The 16,561-nt window shown below is 51.2% G+C and carries 16 protein-coding genes; 9 read left to right on the forward strand and 7 right to left on the reverse strand.

Features of this window, described 5'->3' with window-relative positions:
• Window positions 1-202: 202 nt before the first annotated feature.
• Window positions 203-1,294 (forward strand): DegT/DnrJ/EryC1/StrS family aminotransferase, encoded by a 1,092-nt coding sequence (locus CEK71_RS02005; RefSeq protein ID WP_088621466.1) that lies wholly within the window; start codon window positions 203-205, stop codon window positions 1,292-1,294.
• A 2-nt stretch (window positions 1,295-1,296) separates the two neighbouring features.
• On the forward strand, window positions 1,297-2,481 hold the full coding sequence (gene lpxB / locus CEK71_RS02010; RefSeq protein ID WP_088617820.1) for a lipid-A-disaccharide synthase: 1,185 nt from the start codon (window positions 1,297-1,299) through the stop codon (window positions 2,479-2,481).
• A gap of 47 nt (window positions 2,482-2,528) precedes the next feature.
• Here lpxB and CEK71_RS02015 read toward each other — a convergent pair whose 3' ends face one another.
• Window positions 2,529-2,957 (reverse strand): DUF1249 domain-containing protein, encoded by a 429-nt coding sequence (locus CEK71_RS02015; protein WP_088617821.1) that lies wholly within the window; start codon window positions 2,955-2,957, stop codon window positions 2,529-2,531.
• An 8-nt stretch (window positions 2,958-2,965) separates the two neighbouring features.
• A complete protein-coding gene (locus tag CEK71_RS02020) occupies window positions 2,966-3,370 on the reverse strand; it encodes a 6-pyruvoyl trahydropterin synthase family protein (RefSeq protein ID WP_088617822.1) in 405 nt (134 codons plus the stop codon).
• 243 nt (window positions 3,371-3,613) lie between these two features.
• On the opposite strand from CEK71_RS02020, the gene accA reads away from it, so the two are divergent.
• The 7 genes from accA (at window position 3,614) to CEK71_RS02055 (ending at window position 10,235) form a co-directional block, all read left to right on the forward strand.
• Window positions 3,614-4,570: an acetyl-CoA carboxylase carboxyl transferase subunit alpha gene (gene accA / locus CEK71_RS02025; RefSeq protein ID WP_088617823.1), complete on the forward strand. Its 957-nt coding sequence runs from the start codon at window positions 3,614-3,616 to the stop codon at window positions 4,568-4,570.
• 98 nt (window positions 4,571-4,668) lie between these two features.
• Entirely contained in the window at window positions 4,669-5,652 is a 984-nt protein-coding gene (locus CEK71_RS02030) for an ATP-grasp domain-containing protein (RefSeq protein WP_232463740.1), read from the forward strand.
• Window positions 5,649-6,692 (forward strand): hydantoinase/oxoprolinase family protein, encoded by a 1,044-nt coding sequence (locus tag CEK71_RS02035; protein WP_088617825.1) that lies wholly within the window; start codon window positions 5,649-5,651, stop codon window positions 6,690-6,692. The genes CEK71_RS02030 and CEK71_RS02035 overlap by 4 nt, the downstream gene beginning before the upstream one ends.
• Before the next feature lie 423 nt (window positions 6,693-7,115).
• A complete protein-coding gene (locus CEK71_RS02040) occupies window positions 7,116-7,523 on the forward strand; it encodes a DUF1499 domain-containing protein (RefSeq protein ID WP_232463741.1) in 408 nt (135 codons plus the stop codon).
• Window positions 7,524-7,692: 169 nt separating this feature from the next.
• On the forward strand, window positions 7,693-8,520 hold the full coding sequence (gene proC / locus CEK71_RS02045) for a pyrroline-5-carboxylate reductase (protein WP_088617827.1): 828 nt from the start codon (window positions 7,693-7,695) through the stop codon (window positions 8,518-8,520).
• On the forward strand, window positions 8,520-9,095 hold the full coding sequence (locus CEK71_RS02050) for a YggT family protein (protein ID WP_088617828.1): 576 nt from the start codon (window positions 8,520-8,522) through the stop codon (window positions 9,093-9,095). The genes proC and CEK71_RS02050 overlap by 1 nt, the downstream gene beginning before the upstream one ends.
• Before the next feature lie 141 nt (window positions 9,096-9,236).
• A complete protein-coding gene (locus CEK71_RS02055; RefSeq protein ID WP_232463742.1) occupies window positions 9,237-10,235 on the forward strand; it encodes a hypothetical protein in 999 nt (332 codons plus the stop codon).
• Here CEK71_RS02055 and argB read toward each other — a convergent pair.
• From argB to prsK, 5 genes are all read right to left on the reverse strand, one after another.
• Window positions 10,212-11,114, reverse strand: coding sequence for an acetylglutamate kinase (gene argB / locus CEK71_RS02060; protein WP_088617829.1), 903 nt, complete (start codon window positions 11,112-11,114; stop codon window positions 10,212-10,214). The two genes, CEK71_RS02055 and argB, sit on opposite strands and share 24 nt — an antisense overlap.
• Before the next feature lie 169 nt (window positions 11,115-11,283).
• The gene (locus tag CEK71_RS02065) at window positions 11,284-12,309 is read right to left on the reverse strand and encodes a hypothetical protein (RefSeq protein WP_088617830.1); all 1,026 of its coding nucleotides are present in this window, start codon (window positions 12,307-12,309) and stop codon (window positions 11,284-11,286) included.
• 320 nt (window positions 12,310-12,629) lie between these two features.
• The gene (gene dut, locus CEK71_RS02070; protein WP_088617831.1) at window positions 12,630-13,085 is read right to left on the reverse strand and encodes a dUTP diphosphatase; all 456 of its coding nucleotides are present in this window, start codon (window positions 13,083-13,085) and stop codon (window positions 12,630-12,632) included.
• Complete coding sequence (gene coaBC / locus CEK71_RS02075; protein ID WP_088617832.1) at window positions 13,082-14,287, reverse strand: bifunctional phosphopantothenoylcysteine decarboxylase/phosphopantothenate--cysteine ligase CoaBC; 1,206 nt, start codon at window positions 14,285-14,287, stop codon at window positions 13,082-13,084. Before coaBC ends, dut begins: the two co-directional genes overlap by 4 nt.
• Before the next feature lie 126 nt (window positions 14,288-14,413).
• Window positions 14,414-16,546 carry an XrtA/PEP-CTERM system histidine kinase PrsK gene (prsK, locus tag CEK71_RS02080; protein WP_088617833.1) on the reverse strand — a complete coding sequence of 711 codons (2,133 nt, stop codon included), beginning with the start codon at window positions 16,544-16,546 and terminating at the stop codon, window positions 14,414-14,416.
• Between the last annotated feature and the right edge of the window lie 15 nt (window positions 16,547-16,561).

Here is a 16,561-nt window from a genome sequence, read left to right on the forward strand (position 1 = left end):
CCGCTACTTAACAGCGCTTAGATTAAGCGTTTAAACGAACAAACAATAGATTTCAAGGTGACGGCCTTTTCCTATTAGGGGAGGCCTTTCCTGCCCGGCTTGCGCTTTTCATAACGACATCTGTTATTTGAAGGGCTTGATGATCGGGCCATACCAATTGCATAACAACATCCACAATACCCTGTGGAAACAAGGAAATAATATGATACCCATGGTAAACCTGAAAGCCCAATACGCGGAAATTAAAGATGAAGTTGAACAGGGCTTGGCGCAGACGATAGAGAATTGTTCGTTTATTTTAGGCCCGAACGTGCAAGCGTTTGAGCAAGAAACGGCGGCTTATCTGGGCGTAAAACATGCGATAGGCGTGGCTTCGGGTACGGATGCGTTGCATTTGGCGTTGCTGGCGGAGGGGATAGGCAAGGGCGACGAAGTCATTACGACGGCGTTTACGTTTATTGCCACGGCGGAAGCGATTAAATATGTCGGTGCGGTGCCGGTGTTTGTCGATATTGACCCACGCACGTTTAATATTTCGCCTGAGGCGATCATTAACGCCATTACCTCCCGGACGAAGGCGGTGATGCCGGTGCATTTGTTCGGCCAACCTGCGGATATGGAGCAGATTGAGCAAATCTGCCAAGAGCATAATTTGAAATTGATCGAAGATTGTTGCCAGTCATTTGGCGCGAGTGTCGGCGGCAAACAAACCGGGTCTATCGGTGATGCGGCGGGGTTTAGTTTTTTCCCCAGTAAGAATTTAGGCGGCTTTGGTGACGGCGGTTTGGTAGTCACCAATTCCGACACCACGGCGGCTAAGCTTAAGCAATTGCGTAACCACGGCTCGAATGTCCGTTATTATCATGAGGTGATCGGTTATAACAGCCGCCTTGACGAAATGCAGGCGGTGATTTTACGCGCCAAGCTTAAGCGTATTGACCAATACAATCAAGGCCGCCGCCGCGTCGCGCATCGCTATTCCGAGCTGTTGGCGGGCTTGCCGCTGACCACGCCGCTGGAAGACGGGTTGGGGGAGCATGTGTACCATCAATATACCTTATTGTCTGAGCGTCGTGACGAGATTATGCAGGCTTTACAGGCGCAACAAATTGCTTGCGCGGTGTATTATCCCGTGCCGCTGCATCAGCAAGTGGCTTTTAAGGAAGAGTGTGAAGGTTTATCTTTACCTGTTACCGAAACCGTCGCCGCCCAGTGCTTTTCGTTGCCGATTTGTCCGTATCTGTCGGATGGGGACATCAAAACCATTACCGATACCATTAAGGCGGCTTTGTAACCATGACCAAGCCCTTAACCGTGATGTTCAGTGCGGGCGAAGCCTCCGGCGACCAACATGCCGCCAATTTGTTTTTGGAGCTGAAAAAGCAAGTGCCGGACATTCAGGCACTAGGCATGGGCAGTTCCAAAATGGCGGCGGCGGGGGTAGATGTCCGTTATGATTCGTCGGCTATCGCGGTTATTGGCGTGGTGGAAGTGCTTAAGCATTACGCGGAAATCCGGCGGGTATTGGCGTTTATGCAGCGGTTGGTCGCCGAGGAACGGCCCGATTTGTTGGTGTGCGTCGATTATAAAGAGTTTAACTATAAATTGGCGAAATTTGCCAAACAGCAGGGCGTTAAAGTGCTGTTTTACGTCAGTCCGCAAGTGTGGGCTTGGCGGGCGGGGCGGGTGAAACAGTATGGCAAAGCCATCGACATGATGGCGGTGATTTTTCCGTTTGAAACGGCGTATTACGAGGCGGAGAATGTGCCGGTGCGTTATGTCGGGCATCCGTCGGTCGATAAAGTGCATCCGCAATACGCTAAGGCGGAGGCTTTGCGGCTGTTCGGCTTGGATGGGCAACGGCCTGTCGTGGGTTTGTTTCCGGGTAGCCGTGCCAATGAGATCAAACGCCTGTTGCCCGTGATGCTGGCGGCGGCTGTGCAAGTGCAGCAACGCTTACCCGCCGTCCAGTTTGTCTTGCCACAAGCCAGTTCTATCCCTGATGCCTTACTGGCGGCGTATTTGCCGGAGGCGTTACCTATTAAAGTGGTGAAAAACCAGCCTTATGAAGTCATGCAATGCTGTGATGCGGTGATGACGACTTCGGGGACGGCGACCTTGGAAATCGCTTTGTTTACCGTGCCGATGGTGATTACTTATAAGTTGTCGCCGCTGACCTATTGGCTGGGTCGGTTGTTGGTCAAAACTCCATTTATTGGTTTACCGAATATTGTCGCTGGCAAGTTGGTGGTTAAGGAGTTGATTCAACATGAGGCCACGGCGGATAACTTGGCGGCGGAGATGCTGCGGATTTTGACTGACGATGCTTATGCGCAAACGATGCGGGCAGAATTGGTGCAGGTTAAGCAGGCTTTAGGGCAGGGCGGCGCGTCGAAGAATATGGCGGATTTAGTGGTGGCTATGCTGAGTTGCCCGTTGGCTTCGGCTTCGTTCAGCCAACGGGCTTCACTCAACCAATAGTAGCCAACGGGAGCTATCCCGTTCCCTGAGCGAAGCCTAATGGCAACTTAGCTGGTGAACCGGTAGTTTTTGCCCAAACAATGGTCTAGCCATTTTTGTAAGAAATAATTGAGCCGCCATTTGTAGTGCATGATTTCGCGGCTTTGGCGGGCATCGGGGAAGGTGCGGGCGACGCTGGCCCGGTCGTTGTCGCTGAGCACTTCGGCGAGTTGTGCGTCCATGTAAATACGGATGCGCAGGGCAGGGGCGAGCAGTCCGTCTAGGTGTTGGCTAAAGCAATGGTTGAGTTCGACGGTTAGGGTGTAGGGGCTGTGGTCAATGACGGTGAGGTGCAGGTTGGCATGGCGTGGGGCTACCCCGACGGCAGCGTTTTTAATGGCGGCTAGGTCGGGGATGAGTTGCAGCAATTTCTGGAAGTTGGAGGCGCACAGCTGTTCCAGACAAAGCGAGGTGTTGATGGGAGTGATGAGGGCCATGGCGGCGGTCAGTCTTCGCGGTAGCTGGCGTAAGCGCTGGCAGTTTCCCATAGCGTCACTTGCGCGACGTTAAAGCCCGCTTGTTTGATATGGCGGTAGAGCATTTTGCTTAAGACTTCGGCGGTCGGGTGTTCGTCTAAGGCCATGAAGCGCTCGTTTTGGGCGGTCAGCATCGGGATGATCGGATCATTTTTATGCAGTAAAAAATTGTGGTCTAGATACTCGTCGACGTAGCTTTCCACGCAGGCGCGGATGTCGGCAAAGTCACAGACCATGCCGTCGGCGTTAAGCTGTTCTTGTTGGATGCTAATCGAGGCTTTGACGCTATGCCCGTGCAGGTGGCGGCATTTTCCGGCGTGGTTCATTAACCGGTGCCCGTAGCAAAAATAAACTTCTTTGGTGATGGTAAACATAGTCGGTGGATTTAAGGGACTGCTATCAGATTCAAGGCGGGCAGTTTACTATAAAAGCGGCTATAACAAGTGACGATTTGCAGATATTTCCGTTCGCGTAAGCGGCCGGGCAGTTACGCCCAGTTTGGCCGCGCTAATTTCAAGTTTGCCCTTTAAATGCATTACTACAATTTATATTTAGAATAAATCGCTAAATTTCTATAAAATCTACCGTTTACCTTTCATTCGTCATAGCGCACCTTCATGGATTTAAATTTTCTCGATTTCGAACAACCTATCGCTGAGTTAGAAGCGAAAATAAAAGAGCTTCGTAATGTGGAGTTTGATAACAACATTAATATTTCCGATGCCATTAAGCAGTTGGAAGACCGAAGCCGGACGCTAACCGAAACTATTTTTGCCGAACTGTCCGATTGGCAGATTTCCCAGTTGTCCAGGCATCCGGGGCGGCCTTATACGCTGGATTATATCGAGCTGATGATGACCGATTTCCAGGAACTGCATGGTGACCGTGCTTATGCGGATGATCCGGCCATTGTTTGTGGGCTGGCGCGTCTGGACGGGCAACCGGTGGTAGTGATGGGGCATCAGAAAGGCCGCGACACCAAAGAAAAGATTTACCGCAATTTTGGTATGCCACGTCCTGAAGGCTACCGGAAGGCCTTGCGGGTGATGAAAATGGCCGAGCGTTTCCAACTGCCGATTATTTGTCTGATTGATACGCCGGGCGCATATCCTGGCATCGGTGCGGAAGAGCGCGGACAAAGTGAGGCGATTGCCAGAAATTTGTTTGAGATGTCGAAGCTGAAAACGCCGATTATCTGCACGGTGATTGGTGAAGGCGGTTCGGGCGGGGCGTTGGCGATTGGCGTGGGTGACCGTCTGATTATGATGGAATACAGCACCTACTCGGTGATTTCCCCCGAAGGTTGCGCGTCGATTTTATGGAAAAGTGCCGAAAAATCACAATTGGCGGCGGAAGCGATGGGCATTACTTCCGACCGTATCCGTGAGCAGGGCTTTTTGGATGAAGTGGTGCGCGAGCCTTTAGGCGGCGGCCATCGGAATTTTGTCAGCACCGCCAAGAATCTGAAAGAGACCTTGGTACGGCACTTGGCGGAATTAAAGCAACAGAATATGGATGAACTGTTGGAAACCCGTTACCAACGCATTATGGATTTTGGTGTGTTTACTGAGTAAACCCTGACGGATATGATCTTGCGGATGCTTGTAGAGACGGGGCGATTGCGTTTATGGCAATGGCCGGACGGTGACCGTGCGCCTTCGGCAGGCTAGCCATGATGCGGGTACTGGTGTTTGAGTATATTACGGGCGGTGGTTGTAACCAAGCGGCGTTACCTAGTTCCTTAGCAAGGGAAGGCTGTTTGATGTTGCAGGCGCTCTTGGCTGATTTTTCCGCCCTCCCGGCTATTGAACTGACAGTGATGTTGGATAGCCGTCTGTTGGCTGAGGTGGACACCCGTGCGGTGCAGCATCTGGCCATCATTAGTCCTGAACAGGACACCGAAGCGGAATTTGCCCGATTGTTGGCGGCTGTCGATGCGGTGTGGCCTATCGCACCCGAATCTGATGGGGTGTTGCTGCGGCTGTGTTTGGCGGTGCAGGCTCAGGGTAAGCGGCTGTTAACGTCACCTGCCGCCGCTGTGGCGGTGACGGGCGATAAATACCAGGCCTATCGACGCTTGCAACAACACGGCATCGCTACGGTTGCCACGCAATTGGCCGACCAGGCGATGTTTGCGCCGGGGGAATGGCTGATCAAGCCGATTGATGGTGCGGGCTGTGGCGGCACTTATATTCTGCCGACCCAAGCCGCGCTTGCTAAGCACATCATCCGCTCGCCCCGGTTTATTATCCAGCCGCACTTGCACGGCGAGAAGACCAGCCTGTCGTGCCTGTTCCGGCACGGCGAAAGCTGGTTGCTGTCGGTCAATCTGCAAGGTTTTACGGTGTGTGACCACCAGTATGTGTTGCAAGACATTATCGTCAATGACCGCCCCGTGACTTCCGCGTATCAACAAGTGGCGGCGCAAGTGGCTAAGGCTTGCCCCGAGCTATGGGGCTATGTCGGCATTGATCTGATCGAAACCCCCGAAACCATCTGGGTGCTGGAAATCAACCCGCGCCTGACCTCTTCCTTTGCTGCCCTTCGGTCTGCTCTAGGTATCAACGTCGCCGAGTTAGTGTTGCAGTTGCTGCATGGGTCGCCCGCCATTACCGTTAGCACTGACCAAGCCATCACCTTGACATTACATTCATGAAACCGAGACATTATTTAGGCTGGGACATCGGCGGGGCGCATCTTAAAGCCGCTGTCCTTAATTCGGACGGCATCGTTACCGCCCTGTACCAGCAGCCTTGCCCGTTATGGAAAGGTTTGGCGACCTTGCAGGCGGCGGTCACCGGCATTATGCAGGCTTTGCCTGCCGCCGATTATCGCCACGCGATGACCATGACGGGTGAGTTGGTCGATTTATTTGCCGATAGGGAGGACGGGGTCAGGCAAATCATCGCCACGATGGCCGGCTTGTTGCCTGCCAGTGAGATACTGGTGTTTGCTGGACGGCAAGGTTTGTTGCCTTTGTCGGCCATTAGCCCCGCCGATTATCAGGATATTGCCTCAAGCAATTGGCTGGCCAGTGCCGGATTCGCTGCGCATAGCGTGGGGGATGGTTTGTTTATTGACATAGGCAGCACCACCACGGATGTGTTGGTGCTGCAAGACCGCCAGGTGCAAGTGCAGGGCTATACCGACTATCAGCGATTGGTTACTAAAGAGCTGGTGTATACCGGGATTGTCAGGACGGCGGTGATGGCGGTTGCGCAAGCGGTGCTTGACGAAGGCCAAGAAGTCGGTCTGATGGCGGAATATTTTGCCACGATGGCGGATGTGTATCGGCTAACGGGCGAATTGGACGAAGCTCATGACCAGACTGAGACCGCCGATGGGGCGGCCAAAACCGTTGCCGCCAGTGCCAGACGTTTGGCACGGATGCTAGGTTGTGATTTTTATCCCGAACAATTGCCGCGTTGGCAAAGCGTGGCGGTTAATTTGCGGGCCCAGCAACTCCAGGCCATTACCGCCGCCAGCGGGAAAGTGCTGGCCGAGAACAGTGTGTCCGCCGCTGCCCCGCTGGTCGGGGCGGGTATAGGGCGGTTTTTGGTGCGCGAACTGGCGCGGCACTGGCGACGGCCTTATCGGGATTTTTCCGAGCTGTGCCAGTGTTCGGCAACGGCTTTAAACCCTGCCGATTGTGCGCCTGCGGTGGCGGTGGGGTATCTTAACCATGCCCGTGCCTAGGCTTGGGTTTATCTGTTATAGAGTCCGCCGTTAAGGAAACGGCAAGCTAAAAGCCGATCTTTGAGGCCAACTGGACGGTATTGCGGCGTTAGCGTTGGTACGCGCCGTTAATTACCCGAAAATAAATATACGCTGATGTTTTTTATAATATTTTGATTGATAAAGGCATTGTTTGTTGTGTTAAGCTGTGTTTTTCGGTAAGCCCTGAGAAGGGATTAATAGTATGAAAGATGGGAGGATGGGCGGCATGACGTTAGCACGTTTCAGTCTACGCTATGTTTAGCCTGTCGTTTACCCAGCGCCGGATGCTATAGATTTGACACTAAGCCAGTTTGTGTCAAATTGTCATAATGTTGTGAAATATAACCTCTGCCCTCATAATTTATGCACTTCAAAATTATTTTTTTCAGCGTGATAATGGCTATGACGAATCCGACCCTGACCCAAGCTTCGGCTATTGACGGTAAGCTGCCACTGTGTGGTAGCAGTCCTAATTGTGTATCCAGCCAAGCGGACATCCATGACCGCCAGCATTACATCCTACCGTTTGAAATTAAGGGCAATCCGCTACAGGCGTGGGATGCCTTAAAAAAAGCTATTTTAAAACAGCCGCGTCTGGTGATTACCCATGAGACGCATACCACGCTACATGCCGAGGCCACCAGTTTGGTGTTCCGGTTTGTCGATGACATTAATGTGCTGCTTGATGCCGATAGGGAGCTTATCCATATCCGTTCCGCGTCACGGGTGGGTCACAGCGACTTTGGCGTTAACCGTAAGCGTATTGAGGGTTTACGCGCCGAATTGCGGAAAATGGGTGTGGTGGATTAGTTTTATGCCGCCACTTGAACGTTACCACGTTGGAATTTAGGTTAATCATATCGACAGTTCTTGTCGCGCTCAGTTAAGCCCGCTATTTTCTAGGGAAAAAGCTTGTGATTTATTGCTCCAGCTCCATATAGGGTAAAATAGCGTGATATAACTATCAGACAGGGACATTATGAAAACACATAAAATAGGTTTTATCGGCGGCGGCAATATGGCCTCCAGTTTGGTGAGCGGCCTGATTGCCAGCGGCCATGCGGCGGCGGATATTTGGGTCTCCGATGTGAATGAAGCCGCTTTGGCAACGTTGGCGGCTAATCTGGGCATTAATACCACGTCCCATAATGCCGATGTGGTGGCAGCTACCGATGTGGTGGTTTTGGCGGTTAAGCCGCAGGCCCTTAAGGAAGTGGCGTGTGGCATTGCCGAGGTGGTGCGGCAGCAACAGGTGTTGGTGGTCTCAATTGCGGCGGGCATTTCGCAACGCGGTTTGGCGGCTTGGTTGGGCGCAAAAGTGCCAATTGTCCGCTGTATGCCTAATACCCCCGCGCTAGTGCTGACCGGGGCGACGGCCTTACATGCCAATAGCTATGTTAGTGCCAAGCAGCGTGATTTGGCCGAGAGCCTGATGCGGGCGGTGGGTATTTCCCTCTGGGTGGCTGACGAAAGCGAGCTGGATGCGGTAACGGCGGTGTCCGGCAGTGGTCCTGCGTATTTCTTTTTGTTGATGGAAGCGATGGAGGCGGCGGCTGTGGAATTGGGTTTGGGTGCGGAAACGGCCCGCTTATTAGTCCAGCAAACGGCTTTGGGGGCGGCGAAAATCGCCTTGGAATCGCCTGAATCGCCGGAGCAATTGCGCCGTCGGGTAACTTCGCCGGGCGGGACGACCGAACAAGCGATACGAACGTTTACCCAAGGTGGTTTTACGCAATTGGTGGCGCGCGCCTTACAGGCGGCGCGTGACCGCTCTATTGAAATGTCTGAACAAATGGAGAATTCCTGATGGATTCCAGTTATCTGACCGACCCTATTATCTTGGTTGTCGATTCTTTATCGTCACTGTATATTATGGCGGTTTTATTGCGGTTTTTGTTGCAATGGTGTGGGACATCATTTTACAACCCGATTGCGCAATTGTTACTGAAAATCACCCATCCGCCGTTACGGGTATTACGCCGTTTTATACCGCCCATCGGTAGGATTGATACGTCTTCGTTAGTTTTGGTTTTGGCCCTGCAAATGTTGGCTAATTTCGTCATCCTGATTTTGAAAGGGGTGACGGTCAATATCGGGGCTTTGGCGATTTTGTCGATGACAGACGTGGTGGCTTTGCTGTTGAACATTTTTATTTTTGCGGTGTTTGCCAGGGCGTTATTGAGCTGGATAAACCCCGGCGCTTACGATTCGGCATCGTCGATGTTGGCGAGCCTGACCGATCCTTTATTGGCGCTGTGCCGGAAATTTATTCCTGATGTAGGCGGCATAGATTTGTCGCCGTTAGCGGCGCTGCTATTTTTGCAATTGGCAAAGATGCTGGTTTTGCCGCCGTTGCAGCAATTGGCCAGTTTGCTTAGTTAGATTCTGTCGGGTGGCGGGTGTGTCTGATGAAAGAAGCAAGCCCAACTAAAACTAAAGATGGCCGCCAAGATGATAAGCTTTTCGCTTTGTTTGAGCCTTTGTCATATAATTCAAAATCTTGTTAAAGCGATTAAGAAGCCTATGTCCGTACCTATGTTTCAAGTTTTTATTGTGTTATTTTGTTTGCTCGGCAGCGAAGTGGCTTTTGCCAAGCGCTTGTATAAGCTGCAAGACCAATACGGCAATACCCTGTTTTCTGATCAGGTGCCGCCTGAGCAGTCGCAAAACCGCCGCGAGCTTCTTAATAACCGTGCTATGGTGGTGGATGTGGTCGAGAAAGCCAAGACTAAAGAGCAAATTGATCTGGATATAAGGCTGGCGGCACTGAGAAAAGAAGAAGAAAAGCTGATTGCCAAACAAAAAGTCAATGACCATGCCTTGCTCAATACCTTCCATTCGGAAGAAGAAATTACGGCGGCCTTAACGGCGAAAATGCAGGACTTTGACAACCAGCAACGGGTGTTGCAAGAATCGTTAAACAATGTCACCCAACAATTGGCTAACCAGCAAAAGGCGGCGGCGGCGGCGGAGCGTAACGGTCAGGATGTATCGGCCAAATCGGTCGAGGACATCAAATCGACCCAGCAACAAATAGCGCAAATCCAAAAAGCCCTTAGGGCAAACATGGATAAGCGGGAGCTGGTCAAAAATGAATATACCGCCAATATAGAGCGTTATTTATTTTTGACCCAATCGGTAAAACAACCCAAGCGCCACGAGGCGGACAAGCCGAGCATCCAACAGGCCAATGCCCTTGGCCTGTTCCATTGCGAGAATGACCATGAATGCAATAAGGCTTGGGAGATTGCCCGCCAGTTTGTTAACCGCCACTCGACAACGGTGCCCGATGTCTATAACGATAAACTGATTATGAACCGTCCACCGGCTGTGGATACGGACATTAGCCTGTCTTTGTCACGCATTACCATTACCGAGAATGATTACGAGCTGTTTTTGGATATTCATTGCCATGATTCGATAGTTGGTGAAGAATTATGTTCTAGCCAAAAAATCAAGGACTTGCGGGCATCATTCCGTAGCTATGTCAATAACGTCTTAGCAGCGGGGGCGGCTCACTAATAAAGTGCCTACGCCTTGGTCGGTGAACAGTTCCAGTAATACGGCATGTTCTACCCGTCCGTCAATAATGTGGACGCTATGGACTCCGCCGTTTAGGGCATCAGTGGCGCAACGGGTTTTCGGGATCATGCCGCCGGAGATAGTACCGTCCGCGATCAGCGCGTCGATATCGCTGACTGACAGGCCGGTCAGCAGCCCCCCTTGTTTGTCAAGGATACCGGCGGTATTGGTCAATAAGATCAATTTTTCGGCCTTCAAGACCTCGGCGGTTTTGCCCGCCACCAAATCGGCGTTGATATTGTAGGAATAGCCATCCGCACCCACGCCTATCGGGGCAATCACCGGAATAAAATCACTGCGTCCTAGCATATCGACCACAGCGGGGTCTATGCTGCTGACTTCGCCGACATGGCCTAAGTCAATGATTTCTGAGGCATCATCGTCGAGCGCCGAGCGTTTTAGGTTGATTTTTTTGGCACGGATAAAATCCCCGTCTTTGCCTGTCAGGCCTACCGCCTTGCCGCCGTTCATATTGATCAGGTTGACGATCTCCTTATTCACCAAGCCACCCAGCACCATTTCCACCACATCCATCGTTTCGCTGTCAGTAATGCGCATACCGTCGACAAAGCCGGTAGTCTTGCCCAGTTTTGCCAAGACTTGGCCGATTTGCGGGCCGCCGCCATGGACGACAATCGGATTGATGCCGACCAGTTTCATCAGGACGATATCTCTGGCAAAGCTGTGTTTTAAGGCTTCGTCGACCATCGCGTTGCCGCCAAATTTAACGACAACCGTTTTGCCTTTAAAGCGTTGGATATACGGTAGGGCTTCGATCAACACTTCAGCGATCAGGGGGGCGGCTTTTTTTTGTTTCATTTTTTAATAGTCCATCATCTATTGGGTATTAAGGGGAAAGGGTGAATTAAGCGGCGGTGGATACAATTAAGCATTGCCGCCAATTTTATACACGGTGGGCATGAAAACTTGCAAGATTTTAATCGGCGAATTTATGCTTGAATTTGGCTAATTTGCAAGCTGCCGTTACCTAAAATTTAAAATCATCAAATAAATCATCCAAATCGAAGTTATCGTCAGTGACGGTTATATCAGATTTATGGCTAGGTGGCGGGCTGTCGCGGTCGCTATAATCGAGAACCCTTTTAAATTGCATCAGATTGGAGACGGCGGCGTGCATTTCTACCAGTTCGACAGGATAGTGGCTGTGTGCCGAACCGGCCATAATGTCTTTAAAGGCTTTCATCAGGCTTTCTAAGTCTTGGCTTAGGGTGCTTGATAACCAACGGTGGGTGATAAATATCAAGCCTAAGGCGATAAGGCAGGGGATGATGATAATGCTAAGCATCAGGCTCAAATCAGCCATATCCATGCTATCGTCGTATTGATAATATATCGCCCAGTCACTATTGGCAATAGGCTGCTGGTTGCCGTCCAGGCTGCTTGTGCTATTTTTGGTGCCGATAGCGGCCAATACTTGTAAGCCTTGCCTGAGTTCAAAATAACTGTTTTTTGTCGGTATCAGTTTAAGGCCATTTAAGATAATGTTTTCGTCTAAGCTCGCCAGAATCATGCCGACGACTTTACCGTTTTGGCTAATGCTCCGGGTTATCGCCAAGTGCCTGTCAACCCCTTTATCGCCGTGGATGCTGGGAAACGGGTTGTGTGTTAAGGCTTCTTTGACCATTTCCAAATCGGCAAAGCCCATGCGCGGTTTATCTTGCTCGTCAATGGTATTGGTGTCAGGCAGTAATAAGCGGATTTTTAGGGCATTCGGGAGATACTTTTCAAGTCTGGCCGCATTAACCCTTAATAGGCCGCTGTTACCTATGTTGACCGCATTCAGCACATCGGGGTCTTCGGCCATTTTATCGAGAGTTTTGTTCAGTAAGGTAAGGTGTGCCGATAACCCTAAGGCAATACTTTTCGCTTCGGCGGCGGCGGCCTCTTTTTTGGCGGTGTTGGTTTCGTTTGAGCTTAACCAATAAATGCCAAAACCCGCCGTCAGTATGATGAGAACCATGGCAAGCGCAAGCAAAGAGAACATTTTTCTCATAATAATAACTCCGAAGATAAAAATCTTTTAAGTGGTTTCCGGGCAGGAAGACACTGAAATGGTGCGGGACTTGATTTTAAAGGCGTATCCAAGAAAACACGCATAAAAATAATTTCTGGGTTTGCGCAGGGGTTGTTGTCCACGAAAAACACGAAAAAGTTATTCTGGCTGAAGATAGCCGTAAAATTTTAGGAATGCCTGTGAAATAACTGGGCCAATATGGGACGGCTTATCCCCTTCTTTAGATAATTTACCGCTGTTTTTTAGGCAGTGTTCTGCTAGTGGCCTATAAATTTCAGGCAGAACATTAGCGATGTCACCTACTGTTGTCCGGTATGGCCAAAGCCGCCGCTTCCCCGGCTACTGGTTGTAAAGTCGTCGACTTGGCGGAACTGGACTTGTGCGATGGGGACAAATACCATTTGGGCGATACGCTCACCGATCTGGAGGGTAAAGGCACTATCACTGCGGTTCCAGCAGGAAACGAACACTTGCCCTTGATAATCCGAATCAATCAGCCCGACTAAATTGCCCAAGACAATGCCGTGCTTATGACCTAGGCCTGAACGCGGCAATAAGACTGCCGCTAAACCAGGGTCGCCAATATAAATCGCCAGTCCGGTAGGGATAAGCAAGGTTTCCCCAGGGGCGATAACGGTAGTTTGGTCAAGGCAGGCGCGTAAATCTAAACCCGCCGAGCCGGGGGTGGCATAGTCAGGCAAAGGGATGGTTGCGCCTAAACGGGGGTCAAGAATTTTTAACTGTATGGTATTCATGGCATGGTGTTATAGAAGTGTTCGGCGATCAGGCTGAGCAGTTGTTGGGCAAGCAGGGATTTGTCGGTCATTGCCAGGGCTTTTTGGCCAGTGGGCCAAAAAACCTGTAAGGCGTTTTGGTCCCTGTCGAAGCCGCCCTCTGCCTTACCGACCCAATTGGCGGCAATCATCGCCAGTTTTTTGTCTTGGAGTTTGCCTAGCGCATACTCGGTCAGGTTTTCGGTTTCGGCGGCAAAGCCGACGGTAAAGGGCGGCGGCGTTAAGGCCGCTACCGCCGCTAAGATGTCTTGGGTTTTGTGTAGCACCAGCGTGCTTGCGCCCGCGTGTTTTTTCAGTTTTTCAGGGGCGGGTACGGGGCTGTAATCGGCCACTGCCGCCGCGCCGATATAAATGGCATGGCTGTCGGCCTCGGCCAGTACCGCCGCATACATTTGTGCGGCGGTCTCCACTTGGATTAGCCGCGCCTGGGCAGGAGCGGCTAATTGTACCGGGCCGCTGACCAAGGTGACATCTGCCCCCATATTGATTGCCGCTTCTGCTAAGGCGTAGCCCATTTTGCCTGAGCTACGGTTGGTGATATAGCGTACCGGGTCTAAAGGCTCACGCGTGGGGCCTGCACTAATTAAGACCTTAAGGCCGGCCAGTTCCGAACTGGCTTGCACCGAAGCGGGCGCAGTAAGCAGTTGGCGGCAAATGTCTTCGGGTTCTGACATACGCCCCAAGCCCGTTTCGCCGCAGGCTTGGTCTCCTGCTGCCGGGCCAATAAATCTGACTCCGTGGGTTTTTAGGCGTTCGACGTTTGCCTGAGTGACGGCTTTAGACCACATGGCTTGGTTCATGGCCGGAGCGACATAAACCGGACAGGTTGCCGCCAAATACAGGGTGGAAAGCAAATCATCCGCTAAGCCATGGCTGAGTTTGGCGAGCAGGTTGGCACTGGCGGGTGCGATGACCAAAACATCCGCCCAGCGGGCGAGGTTAATGTGTCCCATGGCGTTTTCGGCATCGGCATCCAGTAAGGTGGTCTGGACAGGATGGCCCGATAAGGCCTGAAAGGTGAGGGGACGGATAAACTCAGCGGCGGCGGTAGTCATGACTACGCGTACCTGTGCGCCTTGTTTGCGCAATAAGCGTACTAACTCTGCCGATTTATAGGCGGCGATGCCGCCGCTAATACCTAATAAAACACGCTTATTAATAATGGCACCTGAATACGGACAAAAACGCTATTATGGCAAGTCTGGCTGAATTGTTCTAGGCTTAAATTTTAAACGGGTGGGCAATGGCTAGGAGATCCGTACTTTGTGAGTTCTGGGTGGCGGATGTTGTTATACGTTTGCCCCGGTATTAGCAGGAGAGGGGCTCTCCGGGTCTACTATCAACTCTTCGGCAAGGGGTAGGCAAACGGTAAAGGTTGTGCCTAGCCCGGGGGCGCTGTCAACATGGCAGCTGCCCGCTAATCTGCGGATATAATCACGCGCTTCATATACGCCTATGCCCATGCCGGCATTACCTTTGGTGGTGTCAAACGGTTTAAACAGGCGTTCGGCGATAAATTTTCTATCCATGCCGCAGCCGTTGTCGGTTATTTTAATAATGGCGTGGGGCGGCTGTTTTTCTAGGATTAATTTTACAAAACCGTCGGCGGGTGTGGCATCTTGGGCATTTTGCACCAGATGGCCAAGAATGGCGGTGATTTTGGTTTTTTCACCGACGACAAACAAGTCGTCTGTAAAGGTGTTCAGCACTTGCAACGCAGGGCGGTTACCGGCTTGTTGCAAGGCGACATCGGCGGCAACATCGGCAAGGTTAAGGCGATGGTTCTGATATTGAGGGTCATGGCCTTTTTTCAGTTGAGTAATCAGATGATCCATTTTGGTCACGACATTTTCCAGCGTAGTAATGGCGTCATCGACAAATTCAGGATTGCGCTTATGTTTTTCGGCATTTTTGACAATTAGGCCGACTTGGGCGATCAAGTTTTTCAGATCATGCACCAAATAAGCGGAAATGCGGTTGTAAGCTTCAAATTGGCGTGATCTGGACAACGCGTCACTGGCGTGGTTAAGGGCGAGGGCGTTGGCAAGCTGTTTACCCACGGTTTTCAACAGGTCGTGGTCTTCCCAATTTAAAGGCCGCGGGGCGCGGGCTTGGGTCAGGACGACAAAGGCTTCCAGATCATTTTGCAAGAATAGCGGGATAATGAGCCAGACTGCTTTCTCTGGGGTCATCCATAATGACAGGTCGGCATCCTTATAGAGCTGGGGGCTTTCTGCTAGTTCGTAAAAATCAATAACCCATTGTTTTTTTGATATAAATAGGATCATGCTATGGTTGGCCGCCAGTTGCTGGGGAGAGTCAAAGCCTAAATTTTTTGCATCGGCCAGATAAAAATCGCCTTGCTCGTCTTTTAACCATAAGCCGCCGCCAGAACTGTCCACCAAATCGGCCATGGTTTTGATGATGGCGGCGGAGAGTTCTGGCAAGGAGTTCAACCGGGCAATAGTTTTGCTGAGCTTGAGCCATTCTTCGCGGTAATCGTAGTGGTAGCTGAACAGATGCTTGTTGAAATAGACTTTGACTAAGGCTCTAACTCTGCCCGAAACAAACAACACCAGCAGCAGAATAATGGCGAGGAAAATAAAGACAATTTCGGCGAACTCACCCCAACTGCCGCCAAAATCGCGGATGTAATAGCCTGCTAAAGACATGGTGATCAGGTATAACCCGGTCCCCATCAGCACCGTGCTATGGAAGACCAACGTCCGCGACAGGCTAATGTCGGTCATGCCGTGGGTTTGCAGGCGGTACATGGCGATGCCCAGCAAAGGGGTGATCAGGGTATTGATAATGCCCCGCGAACCCCACAACGGGTAATCCAGGCTAGTGAACAATAATGATTTGCTAAAGACAATAAAGTCAATAGTAAACAAAGACGCTAAGCCGATACACAAAAATTTGATGACCCAGCGCAGCTCGGTAGTGGCGTTGCGGTACAGTTGTTCGACTAAGGCCAAGCCGATAATGGCGAACATGAGGTGGGACATCAATCGGATATGCACTTGATTGCCGACGAACTGTTTAATGGGGGTGCGCACGTCTTCGGACAGTTCAAAAACGAGCAAAAAGACAATGAACGCGGCGAGCATATAAGTGAAGCGTGACCGGTATAGCAATAGGTAGTTATGGTTAAGCTGCTGCCGCGAAATGAGTGTGCCGAGCAGAAAAAACCAAGTGGCATTGCGTAGGGTTTCAAACGCCAAACTGGTTGAAATTATTAAAGTGTAAGTAGGTTGGTATTCGCAAACGGTGATATAGCCCGCCCAGAGCATGGAGAAGGCCAGAGCCAGCAAAAAAGGTCCGGCGACGGGATTTTTTTTGCGCCCCACCCAAGCGGTCAGCAATAAGAGAAAATAGGCGATGGTAGCCAATAAATAGCCATAAAAAACGAGTGGTTCCATGAAGCCTGCCGCCTG

Source organism: Methylovulum psychrotolerans (assembly GCF_002209385.1).
GTDB lineage: Bacteria > Pseudomonadota > Gammaproteobacteria > Methylococcales > Methylomonadaceae > Methylovulum > Methylovulum psychrotolerans.

Excerpts from the sequence above, each read along its gene's own strand:
- CEK71_RS02005 (WP_088621466.1), top strand. The coding sequence starts at position 203 with ATGATACCCATGGTAAACCTGAAAGCCCAATACGCGGAAATTAAAGAT.
- lpxB (WP_088617820.1), top strand. The coding sequence starts at position 1,297 with ATGACCAAGCCCTTAACCGTGATGTTCAGTGCGGGCGAAGCCTCCGGC.
- CEK71_RS02015 (WP_088617821.1), bottom strand. The coding sequence starts at position 2,957 with ATGGCCCTCATCACTCCCATCAACACCTCGCTTTGTCTGGAACAGCTG.
- CEK71_RS02020 (WP_088617822.1), bottom strand. The coding sequence starts at position 3,370 with ATGTTTACCATCACCAAAGAAGTTTATTTTTGCTACGGGCACCGGTTA.
- accA (WP_088617823.1), top strand. The coding sequence starts at position 3,614 with ATGGATTTAAATTTTCTCGATTTCGAACAACCTATCGCTGAGTTAGAA.
- CEK71_RS02030 (WP_232463740.1), top strand. The coding sequence starts at position 4,669 with ATGATGCGGGTACTGGTGTTTGAGTATATTACGGGCGGTGGTTGTAAC.
- CEK71_RS02035 (WP_088617825.1), top strand. The coding sequence starts at position 5,649 with ATGAAACCGAGACATTATTTAGGCTGGGACATCGGCGGGGCGCATCTT.
- CEK71_RS02040 (WP_232463741.1), top strand. The coding sequence starts at position 7,116 with ATGACGAATCCGACCCTGACCCAAGCTTCGGCTATTGACGGTAAGCTG.
- proC (WP_088617827.1), top strand. The coding sequence starts at position 7,693 with ATGAAAACACATAAAATAGGTTTTATCGGCGGCGGCAATATGGCCTCC.
- CEK71_RS02050 (WP_088617828.1), top strand. The coding sequence starts at position 8,520 with ATGGATTCCAGTTATCTGACCGACCCTATTATCTTGGTTGTCGATTCT.
- CEK71_RS02055 (WP_232463742.1), top strand. The coding sequence starts at position 9,237 with ATGTCCGTACCTATGTTTCAAGTTTTTATTGTGTTATTTTGTTTGCTC.
- argB (WP_088617829.1), bottom strand. The coding sequence starts at position 11,114 with ATGAAACAAAAAAAAGCCGCCCCCCTGATCGCTGAAGTGTTGATCGAA.
- CEK71_RS02065 (WP_088617830.1), bottom strand. The coding sequence starts at position 12,309 with ATGAGAAAAATGTTCTCTTTGCTTGCGCTTGCCATGGTTCTCATCATA.
- dut (WP_088617831.1), bottom strand. The coding sequence starts at position 13,085 with ATGAATACCATACAGTTAAAAATTCTTGACCCCCGTTTAGGCGCAACC.
- prsK (WP_088617833.1), bottom strand. The coding sequence starts at position 16,546 with ATGGAACCACTCGTTTTTTATGGCTATTTATTGGCTACCATCGCCTAT.